The sequence below is a fragment of the Treponema sp. J25 genome (genome assembly GCF_004343725.1).
Classification (GTDB): domain Bacteria; phylum Spirochaetota; class Spirochaetia; order Treponematales; family Breznakiellaceae; genus J25.
The window spans coordinates 1-10192 of the sequence record NZ_PTQW01000059.1 but is presented as its reverse complement, the minus strand read 5'-3'; the positions used below and the strand labels follow the sequence as shown (position 1 = coordinate 10192).

Annotated in this window: 11 protein-coding genes; 3 read left to right on the top strand and 8 right to left on the bottom strand. The window is 44.9% G+C overall.

Annotation, left to right across the window (positions count from 1 at the left end):
- Positions 1 to 516: integrase core domain-containing protein (locus C5O22_RS13290; protein WP_132782564.1), on the top strand; the 516-nt coding region annotated here is incomplete at its 5' end.
- A 37-nt stretch (positions 517 to 553) separates the two neighbouring features.
- On the opposite strand, the gene C5O22_RS13285 is transcribed toward C5O22_RS13290, so the two are convergent.
- The 6 genes from C5O22_RS13285 to chvE form a co-directional block, all read right to left on the bottom strand.
- Complete coding sequence (locus C5O22_RS13285) at positions 554 to 1210, bottom strand: hypothetical protein (protein WP_132782563.1); 657 nt, start codon at positions 1208 to 1210, stop codon at positions 554 to 556.
- An 87-nt stretch (positions 1211 to 1297) separates the two neighbouring features.
- Positions 1298 to 1465 carry an imm11 family protein gene (locus tag C5O22_RS13565; protein WP_165910530.1) on the bottom strand — a complete coding sequence of 56 codons (168 nt, stop codon included), beginning with the start codon at positions 1463 to 1465 and terminating at the stop codon, positions 1298 to 1300.
- Positions 1466 to 1519: 54 nt separating this feature from the next.
- On the bottom strand, positions 1520 to 1852 hold the full coding sequence (locus C5O22_RS13280) for a hypothetical protein (RefSeq protein WP_132782562.1): 333 nt from the start codon (positions 1850 to 1852) through the stop codon (positions 1520 to 1522).
- Positions 1853 to 1977: 125 nt separating this feature from the next.
- Entirely contained in the window at positions 1978 to 3147 is a 1170-nt protein-coding gene (gene mmsB, locus C5O22_RS13275) for a multiple monosaccharide ABC transporter permease (protein WP_132782561.1), read from the bottom strand.
- 16 nt (positions 3148 to 3163) lie between these two features.
- Positions 3164 to 4717, bottom strand: coding sequence for a multiple monosaccharide ABC transporter ATP-binding protein (mmsA, locus tag C5O22_RS13270; protein WP_132782560.1), 1554 nt, complete (start codon positions 4715 to 4717; stop codon positions 3164 to 3166).
- Between the two features lie 103 nt (positions 4718 to 4820).
- The gene (gene chvE, locus C5O22_RS13265; protein ID WP_132782559.1) at positions 4821 to 5903 is read right to left on the bottom strand and encodes a multiple monosaccharide ABC transporter substrate-binding protein; all 1083 of its coding nucleotides are present in this window, start codon (positions 5901 to 5903) and stop codon (positions 4821 to 4823) included.
- 392 nt (positions 5904 to 6295) lie between these two features.
- On the opposite strand from chvE, the gene C5O22_RS13260 reads away from it, so the two are divergent.
- Positions 6296 to 7072: a DeoR/GlpR family DNA-binding transcription regulator gene (locus C5O22_RS13260; protein WP_165910529.1), complete on the top strand. Its 777-nt coding sequence runs from the start codon at positions 6296 to 6298 to the stop codon at positions 7070 to 7072.
- Positions 7069 to 8565, top strand: a complete 1497-nt coding sequence (locus C5O22_RS13255; RefSeq protein WP_132782557.1) for a sugar ABC transporter ATP-binding protein — start codon at positions 7069 to 7071, stop codon at positions 8563 to 8565. The genes C5O22_RS13260 and C5O22_RS13255 overlap by 4 nt, the downstream gene beginning before the upstream one ends.
- A 136-nt stretch (positions 8566 to 8701) precedes the next feature.
- On the opposite strand, the gene C5O22_RS13250 is transcribed toward C5O22_RS13255, so the two are convergent.
- Together C5O22_RS13250 and C5O22_RS13245 are read right to left on the bottom strand one after the other, a co-directional pair.
- Positions 8702 to 9394: an alpha/beta hydrolase gene (locus C5O22_RS13250; RefSeq protein ID WP_243692958.1), complete on the bottom strand. Its 693-nt coding sequence runs from the start codon at positions 9392 to 9394 to the stop codon at positions 8702 to 8704.
- Between the two features lie 120 nt (positions 9395 to 9514).
- The coding region (locus C5O22_RS13245; protein WP_132780672.1) for a carbohydrate ABC transporter permease at positions 9515 to 10192 on the bottom strand (678 nt) is incomplete at its 5' end.

Genomic DNA, 10192 nt, shown 5'->3' with positions numbered 1-10192 from the left:
GATACTTTTTTCGTAGGGACCCTGAAGGGGGGTGGGCGGGTGTACCTGCATACGGTGGTGGACACCTATGGGAGCTATGCCTTTGGCTTTTTGCACACGACCAAGCAACCGGAGGCTGCGGTGGCGGTGGTACATAACGAGGTGCTGCCTTTCTACCAGACCCATGGGATTACCGTCAAAGCGATTCTCACCGACAACGGCCGTGAGTACTGCGGGACAGAGGCCCACCCCTATGAACTGTATCTTGCCCTGAACGATATTGAACACCGTCGGACCCAGGTTCGCCATCCTCAGACAAATGGTTTTGTCGAACGCTTCAACCGCACCGTTCTTGATGAGTTTTTTAGAATCGTATTTCGACAGAATCTCTATGAAAGCCTAGAATCCCTTCAAGAGGATCTAGACCAGTGGCTGCATGAGTATAACTATGAAAGGCCCCATCTCGGGTATAGGAACCAGGGACGTCGTCCCTGGGAAACGATAGACCTGTTCCTGAAAGGAACATTAAAACTGTAAATAAAGAAGGTTAGGAATACAATTTTTGATACCCAAATCATCTATAGTAATAAAACCAATTGTCTTTATAATTTTTTTCAAAATTTTCTTTTGAGTCAAATTCGATTTTAAGATTATCAGGAGTAATATAATTAAATTCATCATAAAGCTTTACCAAATTGAATAATTTCTCTTTTATTATCTTGCAAGCATCACTAGTATTTATTTCTTCTCTCTCTCTTTCTGTATTTGTAAGCACAACAAAGAACCCCATCGTATTATCAATTAACCAGAGACAATCTTTATCTACACTTTTTTTAATTTCTTCGAGTTCATCTTTTTTCACGGCACTTATTGCTTCATAGATAGCGGTGTTTTCAAAATTATCAAATGTTACAAAGGCTTCCTCAACATTTTTTATCTTCTTGGGATATAATTTCAAAAAAGCCTCCAGGCATTCATTTTGTTTATTTATATCAATTGTTAGCCTATCATCTACGAATTTATTAAAATCAGATCTTCTTTCAAGAATAATTGAGATTCGTGGAATTATTTTATTCTTAATTTTTTCATATTCGATTGATACATTTAAGACTTTCACAGAATATTTTTTATTAACCCAATCTATAAATGGAATAAATTCAGTCACGACCTTAACATTGCCCTTCTTTATTTCTTTTGCAAGTTTATAGGATTCGTCTCCAATTAAAAGCATCTATATCCTCTTTTTATTTATTTTCTACTTCCACATTCATAAAGTCCCCAATCAGCCACCTTTTTTCTCAGACAAATCTTTCACCATTCACCCTTCCCACACCAGTTTGAAATTAAAACCCACCAGTTTCCCTTCCTGAACACGCTGTACAAAGGGATCGGTCACAAAAACATTTTGTAGTGGCAACTCGGGCAATTTAAACACGGTCAAACCTTTAAGACGTTCCGGATAAAAACAATATCTAATCACCCGCATAATTCGTCCACTGCTCTCAAACCGCTTAAGCTCGTAATGATCAAGCTCAAGAGCCTACACGGTGGTTGTTACGTTAAACGCAAAATATGGTTCTTCACAGTTAATACAATCCAATTTGACAAGCTCACCATTGGCAATGAGCAATTCATTCAATACAGAAACTGCCCGCTTGCTGAATACTGGAATATGTGAGGCCAGAGAGGGAAAGTCGCTTTTTGGTAGATCTTTATTCATCTCATCATCACGCAAAATCTTAACACGAAGTCTTACCGAAGGATTAGTAAGTTGGGACCCATTAAATTCTCGATATATTTCAAAGGCCCCGTTATCTACAGGAATAAGATTCTGATAGTTATTTGCATCGGCTGCCATGATATACACTTTCATACAATTCTCCTCGAACTTTTTTACTTCAATATTATAGAAGAAAATTTTTAGAAATCAAATAAAAAGGGCACCGAAAAGCTCCCTTTTGCTTTTCAGTGCCCCCTACATAGCTGTTTTTTCTTGTTTTATCGGGAGCTACTTCTACTTTTCGTATACACATCGAAACAGACCGCCGCAAGAAGGACAAGCCCTTTGATGGTCTGCTGCCAATCCACACTTACCCCCATGATGGACATCCCGTTATTCAAAACCCCCATCACAAGGCCACCTACAATAGTTCCCACTACCGTACCGATACCACCTGAAGCAGAGGCGCCTCCGATAAAGCAGGCGGCGATAGCATCAAGCTCAAAACCGGTTCCCGCTTTAGGGGTAGCCGCATTCAGACGTCCTGCGACCACAAGCCCCGCGATTGCAGAAAGGAGTCCCATATTGGCATACACCCAGAACATCACCCGCTGGGTCTTTACCCCCGACAATCGGGCAGCCTTTTCGTTACCCCCCAGAGCATAAATATGACGGCCCGCTACCGTTTTCTTCGTAATAAAAGTGTATAAAGAAATCAATACAAAAAGAACAATCAGAATAATAGGTATCCCATTATAGGCCGCCAGGTTAATCGTAAGGGCATTAATTGCCACCACCACTAAAATAATTTTCAACAATTCCAATCCCAGGGGAAGCACTTCAAAATCGTACCGCTTCTTTTTCGCCCGGTTGTACAACTGACTAATCACAAAGGCAATAGAAAGAAGGATTCCAATAAGAACCGCAATTGCATTGAGCCCCCCAATTTGCCAATCCCCTGGAAGATAACCCGCCGCTATATTCTGAATCGACTTATCAAAGGGGGCCTTGGTCTGACCTTTTAGGATAACCATGGTAAGCCCCCGGAAGATAAGCATCCCCGCCAGGGTTACAATAAAAGGAGGAATCCGTAAAAAGGCAATAAAAAAACCATGAAACGAACCAACCGCTAGACCAATAAGGAGCGTAATGGTCACCCCAAGTGGGACGGGAAGTCCCATATCAATCATAAGGACCGCCGAGACAGCCCCTACGAAGGCGACCACCGAACCCACCGATAGGTCTACATTACCGGTAACAATACAGAGGAGCATGCCCACTCCCAGGATGAGCACATAGCTATTCTGCAACACCAGGTTCGTCACATTCATGGGTTTAAAGAGGATACCCCCTGTCAGGATCTGGAAAAAAACCATGATGAATAAGAGGGCAATAACCATCCCATACTGACGAACATTACTCTTAAAAAATGATGTGACACTTCCCATATTCTGTTATCCTCCCCTATCCTGCCAGGCTTTGTCGTTCACGTCGTTGATGTGCCATAATAATTTTCATGATGTTTTCTTGGCTTGCCATCTCGCGGGAAAGTTCTCCTGCAATTTCCCCTTCGGTTACTACATAAATCCGATCGCACATGCCCAGGAGTTCAGGCATTTCCGAAGAAATCATTAAAATAGCCTTTCCCTCTGCGGCAAGCCGATTAATAATCGTATAAATTTCGTACTTCGCTCCCACATCGATACCCCGGGTAGGTTCATCCAGGATGAGCACATCCGGATTTGCCATGATCCATTTTCCCAAAACAACCTTTTGCTGGTTTCCACCGGAGAGGTTCTCTACCCGTTGATCAAGGCCTGCACACTTAATTTTGAGGGAATCCCGGAATTGTCCAGCCAGGGTTGTTTCTTTTTCTTCGTCGATTACGCCAGCCCGACTGATACTCTTAAGACTCGAAAGAGAAATATTAGTACGAATATCATTAATGAGCACAAGGCCATAGTTTTTTCTATCTTCCGTAACGTAGGCAATTCCCTCCCGAATCGCATCGCTGACGGTATGGACCGTAATTTTCTTACCATTTTTATATAGTGTACCTTGATGATGTACCCCGTAGGAACGCCCAAAAATACTCATCGCAATTTCCGTCCTACCTGCTCCCATAAGACCCGCAAAACCTACTACTTCGCCTTTTCTCAAATAAAAACTCACATTCTTTATGACGGCCCGTTCTTCATTTGTAGGATCGTACACGGTGAGCCCCTCGACCCTAAACACTTCCTCTCCAATGGTCACATGACGAGCAGGGTAGCGATCCACAATTTCCCGACCTACCATGCTTTTAATAATGCGGTCCTCGTTTACTTCTCCTTCGCTATTTCTTAATGTTTCAATAACCTTGCCATCCCGGAGCACCGTTATTCGGTCGGCCACTCGGGTAACTTCGTTCAATTTATGGGAAATAAGAATACTCGTAACTCCGTGATTCTTTAATTCAAGAAGAAGATCCAGCAACTTATTACTTTCTTCATCATTGAGGGCAGCAGTAGGCTCATCTAAGATTAAAAGTCGCACATTCTTGGAAAGGGCCTTGGCAATTTCTACCAGTTGTTGCTTTCCCACCCCAATATCAGCAATAAGGGTGTTGGGGTTTTCCAGAAGCCCCACCTTTTTAAGAAGTTTCTTAGCTTCTACGATCGTATCATCCCAGTCGATAATTCCCTGCTTTGCCCGTTCATTTCCTAAAAAGATATTTTCTGCTATTGAAAGATAGGGGATAAGGGCTAATTCCTGGTGAATGATGACAATCCCCGCGGCTTCGCTATCCTTAATATCTCGAAATTTGCATTCTTCCCCTTTAAAATAAAAGGCCCCTTCATAGGAACCATGGGGATATACCCCACTGACGATTTTCATCAGGGTCGATTTACCGGCCCCATTTTCGCCTACTAAGGCATGGATTTCATCATCGAATACGGTAAAACTCACATCACTTAAGGCTCGCACCCCGATAAAATCTTTGGTGATGTGTTTCATTTCCAGAATCGGCTGTGCCATCGATTTCACCTTATACTGTAGTACAGAAAAGAATCCCCTGCCAGTACAATTGTTACCAGCAGGGGCTTCCCCAACCATTTTCAGGTCGGGGACTATCAAAGAGTTACTTTAACTGGTCTTCCGTGTAATACCCGCTTCCAATAAGAACCTCTTTATAGTTGGTGATATCCACCGAAACGGGCTCACAGAGATACGAGGGAACTACTTTCACCCCATTGTTATAGGTAGTAGTATCATTCACGGGGGCTGGTTTCCCCTGGAGCACCGCATCAACCATATCCGCCGCCTTTTCTGCTAGAACCCGGGTATCCTTAAAGATGGTATGAGCCTGTTCACCCGCAATAATCGATTTAACCGAAGGAATCTCCGCATCCTGACCGGTTACAATGGGAAGCTTTTTACCACCCCGTCCATACCCCACGCTCTTAAGGGCAGAAAGGACTCCAATGGAAATTCCGTCATACGGAGAAAGTACCGCATCCAACTTAGCATTGGTGTAATAGGCCGTAAGAATGTTATCCATCCGCTGCTGGGCGGTAGCCCCATCCCAGCGGAGGGTCGCTACCTTAGCAAATTCAATCTGACCAGAGCGAACCACCAGTTGGCCTTTTTCGATATAGGGCTTTAGCTGATCCATCGCGCCATTGTAGAAGAAGTAGGCATTGTTATCGTCAGGAGAACCGGCAAAAATTTCGATGTTATAGGGTCCCTTTCCTTCTTTAAGGCCCAGCTTTTCTACGATGTAGCTTCCCTGTTGGACCCCAACCTTGTAGTTATCAAAAGTAGCATAATAGTCCACATGGGGAGTATTGCGAATCAGCCGATCATAGGCGATAACCGGGATCTTTGCAGCCGCCGCTTTTTTAAGAACATTAGTAAGGGATTCACCATCGATAGAGGCGATTACGAGACAGTTCACTCCCTTGGTAATCATATTCTCCAATTGGGCAATCTGAGCATCGATGTTATCTTCCGCATACTGGAGATCCACCTTATACCCCCGGCTTTCCAGGATCTTCTTCATGTTACCCCCATCCTGGATCCAGCGCTGGGACGATTGGGTGGGCATGGCGATCCCTACAAAGAGGGTCTTCTTACCCCCTGCCTGTCCCCCCTTACCGCAGGCCACAAAACCCAATGCCACGATGAGGACCAGGGCAAGGCTGATACTACCGAGTTTCTTCATACCTCCACTCCTTTGTATAAAGTTTTGTATTCGACCGTTTAGAACAATTGTATACGTACACATAATGGTCGAATACTTTCGTTTATGAATGAATCGTACACTTGCTTTTTCAATCTGTCAAGAAAAATTTGCGTGTACGATTACATTTTCAGGGCATGGTTCAATAGCTTTCCCCAAAAAGCCTTACGACTATACAGTCTGTGGAAGACTGGTTTTGAAAGATAATTTTTTGCAAAAATGAAATGCGCCTGCCCCGTTTTTCAGGAGCTATCATCGCAATTAAAGGCTCGTTTTTCACAAAAAATCGAAAAAGAGGAGTCCCGCCTAACCTCTTTCTTGAGTTTTTTCCCTTTCTCGTTGCCCTTCTTGAAATACCGGTGTATAGTACCTACATGTTCGCTATTGAACGGATCAATCTGATACAAAAGTACCTGCGGGAACACCAACAGGTAGATGTAAAGACCCTTCGGGAGTTGCTCAACGTATCGGAAGTGACGATCCGGCGGGATCTGGAAAAGCTCGAACAGGAAGGGTTTCTTCTGCGAACCCACGGAGGGGCAATTCTTACTGATTCGGTCTCCCTGGTATCCACTCGACCGGGAACGGGAACCACCGAATACAGTGAAATTGGAAAAATTGCTTCCCGTCTTATCCAGGAAGGGGAGTTTATTTTACTTTTAGCGGGAAATCTTACCCGACAGCTTGCCCGCTTTCTTTTTCAATTCTCCCAGATTACGGTGCTTACCAACGATATCGTCATTGCGGGAGAAATCAGTGCTACTCAGAAAAATCGCTGCGTTCTTTTAGGCGGTGAGGTCTCCGGACAAGACCAGGCTGTATACGGGACCCTTACCCTGGATGATCTTGAACGTTTCCATGTGGATCGGGTTTTTGTAGAAGTCGATGGAGTTTCACGGGATCTTGATTTATCGGTCACCACCCAGGAAAAGGCCCTTCTCATTCGTTCTGCTCGCCAACGAACTGGGGAACTGGTTATTCTCTGTGAGGCAGAGGGATTTTATAAGAACGCTTTTTTTTCTTTCGGTAAAGCCCGAAGTGGTGATATAATGGTCACGGATCGTCATGTTTCGGATGAGGTAAAACAACATTTATTCAATGCCAATATTAAACTGTTTACTACTATTGACATTTACGAGGGGACCCCATGAACGTTCAAGAACCACTCTTTGTGGTAGAGGGACTCTCTAAAAAAATTAATGAGGATTTTTCCTTAAGAGAGCTTTCCCTCTCCCTGTATCCAGGATCTGTTCATGTTCTCGTTGGAGAAAATGGGTCAGGAAAAACGAAATTCCTTCATCTATTGTGCGGTATAGAAAGACCAGATTCTGGAAGCATGCGATTTTGCAACAGGCCGTACGCTCCCCGGGATATCACCGATGCCCGAAAAGCAGGAATCCTTTTTATTGGCCAGGATGTACAGCTCTTTGAAAATCTTTCAGTAGCGGAAAATCTCTTTTTTGATAATTATCCCCGCACTCTCTTGGGAGCCATTGATATTCCCCGGATGATCCAGCAAGCCCGCCGACTTTTAAAAGAGCTTTCCATCGATCTGGACGTGAATGTACCGGTTCGAAAGCTCGGTTATGCCCAGCGGCAGCTCCTTGCCGCGGCCCGATCCTGTGTAAAAGCCTGGAAACTGGTAGCCTTTGACGAACCATCCGCAGCCCTCGCGGAACCGGAACGGGCCATTCTTTTTACCATTATTAAACGACTTACCCAACAGGGAACCAGTGTGCTCTATGTATCTCACCGGATCGATGAAATTTGCCGCATTGGGGACTATGTCAGTATTATCCGTCAGGGACGTCTCATCGATACCCGTTCCCGGGGAACGGTGAATGAGTCGGTGTTGGTACATCTATTAACAGGGAAGATTTTCACCGAACGGTACCCCCGCTACAAACAGGGACGAGGGGCTCCCCTTCTGGAAGTACAAAACCTGAGCTGTGGGGCTCTCCTCAAGAATATTTCCTTTACTGTTCATGTGGGGGAAATTCTAGGCATTACAGGACTCATGGGATCCGGGAGAACCCTCCTGGCTCACTGCCTTGTTGGAGATGTACCAGGCTCAAGTGGACGCCTTTTGTTATCGGGTCAGGAAGTACACTTTTCCTCCCCCGAAGAGGCACTTCAGTATGGGGTCGCCCTTATCCCTGAAGATCGGAATGAAAATGCTATCCTACATCATCAGGATTTAACATTGAATATGACCATTGCCGCCCTTCCCCAATATCAGACAGTGACCGGACTCCACAATGCAACCCTTTACAAAAACATTAAAAAATATGCCGAACGAATCGGCTTACGCTCTATAAAACCTGAAGATATCCCTGACACGTATTCGGGGGGTAACCAGCAAAAGGTAACCCTTGCTCGCTGGATCGCCAAACGGGCGCGGATTTACATCATGGACGAACCGACCCGAGGAATCGATGTTTCTTCCAAGGTAGACATTTATAATGTAATGGCCGACATTGCCGCAAAAGGAGGGGCTATCATCCTTTTTTCTTCCGATTTAGAAGAAATCCTTGGCATGTGCGATCGGATACTCATTCTTACCGAAGGAAGGATGATCGGCCCCATCCCTAAAGAGGAAGCAAGCCAGGAGATGATTCTCCGGCTCGCCACAAGCGGTACCTGAGCACCCCAAAAACACGCGTAAGAAGCAGGGCTTTCTGGTACTGTTCACGGTACTTAAACAGGAAACGAAGGACTTCTCCATTTAATTTCTTTACCAATACAAACAATGCACATGAATGTGGTGTAAGCCTCATTCCCTATCTAAATATTTCCTGTAGAAAGGATCGCAGACCCTCTTTCCAGACCGGCCAATCATGGGCTCCCTGCATAGTCTTATATATATGAGGGATTTTTTTATCCAACAAAAATTGATGAGCTTTTTCTGAAACAGAAAGCAAATAATCCGATTCACCGCATAAAATCCATATGAGTTGTTTCTTGGGACTATCCACTTTAAATTTATTCACATCCGTATTCGGGGCAGGAGAAAAGGCTCCTACCCATGCAAACATATCAGGGTTACCCAGGCCAATATTTAAGGCCTGTCCCCCTCCCATCGAAAGACCGCATATGCCCCGGTAATCCCGCACCCCATACACAGAGTATTTATTTTCGATAAATGGGATAAGATCCTTAAAGAGGTCATTTTCAAAATTGGCAAAGGCTGCCTGCGCTGTGGGATTAAACATATCCTGAGGAACCGAATCGGGATTCATGGCCCGGCCATTAGGGAACACCAGGATTACCGGTTGAATTAATTTTTGATTGATAAGGTTATCCACTATTTCTTTCGGAGAACCATACAGAATCCACTCGTCCTCCGTTCCACCAATGCCATGCAACACATAGATTATGGGATATTTTTTTGTAGGAACATAATCAGGGGGCAAATACACATTGCAATATCTATCAACCCCTGTGGTTTTAGAAAAATATTTTTCTTTTATCATAGCACCCCCTTTTTGTACTGGTTTGTTTGCTTGGGAAGAAAAGAATACAATTACCCCTAATACAAATAATGACCAACCAAGATGCCAATTCAATCTAATCTTTTTCATTGGTTTTTTCCTTTATTCTTTTACCCCACCGACGGTAAGACCGATGACGAAGTACCGCTGCAGGAAGGGGTAGATTACCAGGATAGGGGCCGCCGCAACCACAGTGATGGCCGCCCGAATACTGGCGGGGGTCACAATGCTGGCGGCATAGTCCTTGGCCATCCCCATGGCCCCGACATCGGCCGCACTCCGCGCCTGGTTCTGACTCGAGGCAAGGAACTTCATCAGCTCATACTGCAACGTCGACAGTTCCTGCCGCCCCGACGCAAAGATCATCGTATCAAACCAGGCGTTCCAGTTCCCTACCGCCACAAATAGGGCCACCGTCGCCAATACCGGCGTAATCAGCGGAAACACTATCCGCAAAAAAATCCGGAAATCCCCCGCCCCATCAATCCGCGCCGATTCCACAAGACTATCCGGAATCGTCCCGATGTAGGTCCGGATCACTATAAAGTTAAAGGCATTCACCAGCCCGGGAATCACATACACCCAGAAGCTATTGATGAGCCCCAGACTCCGAATCAAAAAGTAGTACGGTATTAACCCCGCACTCACGTACATCGACAGAATCAAAATAAACGTATACTGCTTGCGCAGCACGTATTCCTTCCGGCTCAGCGCATAGGCCAGCATACTCGTCAAGAAAATGTTCCCCACCGTGGACAACACCGTCCGTGCCACCGACAC

Bases quoted from the DNA above. Each gene is read 5' to 3' on its own strand.
- C5O22_RS13285 (WP_132782563.1), bottom strand. From the start codon at position 1,210: ATGCTTTTAATTGGAGACGAATCCTATAAACTTGCAAAAGAAATAAAG.
- C5O22_RS13565 (WP_165910530.1), bottom strand. From the start codon at position 1,465: ATGCGGGTGATTAGATATTGTTTTTATCCGGAACGTCTTAAAGGTTTG.
- C5O22_RS13280 (WP_132782562.1), bottom strand. From the start codon at position 1,852: ATGAAAGTGTATATCATGGCAGCCGATGCAAATAACTATCAGAATCTT.
- mmsB (WP_132782561.1), bottom strand. From the start codon at position 3,147: ATGGGAAGTGTCACATCATTTTTTAAGAGTAATGTTCGTCAGTATGGG.
- mmsA (WP_132782560.1), bottom strand. From the start codon at position 4,717: ATGGCACAGCCGATTCTGGAAATGAAACACATCACCAAAGATTTTATC.
- chvE (WP_132782559.1), bottom strand. From the start codon at position 5,903: ATGAAGAAACTCGGTAGTATCAGCCTTGCCCTGGTCCTCATCGTGGCA.
- C5O22_RS13260 (WP_165910529.1), top strand. From the start codon at position 6,296: ATGTTCGCTATTGAACGGATCAATCTGATACAAAAGTACCTGCGGGAA.
- C5O22_RS13255 (WP_132782557.1), top strand. From the start codon at position 7,069: ATGAACGTTCAAGAACCACTCTTTGTGGTAGAGGGACTCTCTAAAAAA.
- C5O22_RS13250 (WP_243692958.1), bottom strand. From the start codon at position 9,394: ATGATAAAAGAAAAATATTTTTCTAAAACCACAGGGGTTGATAGATAT.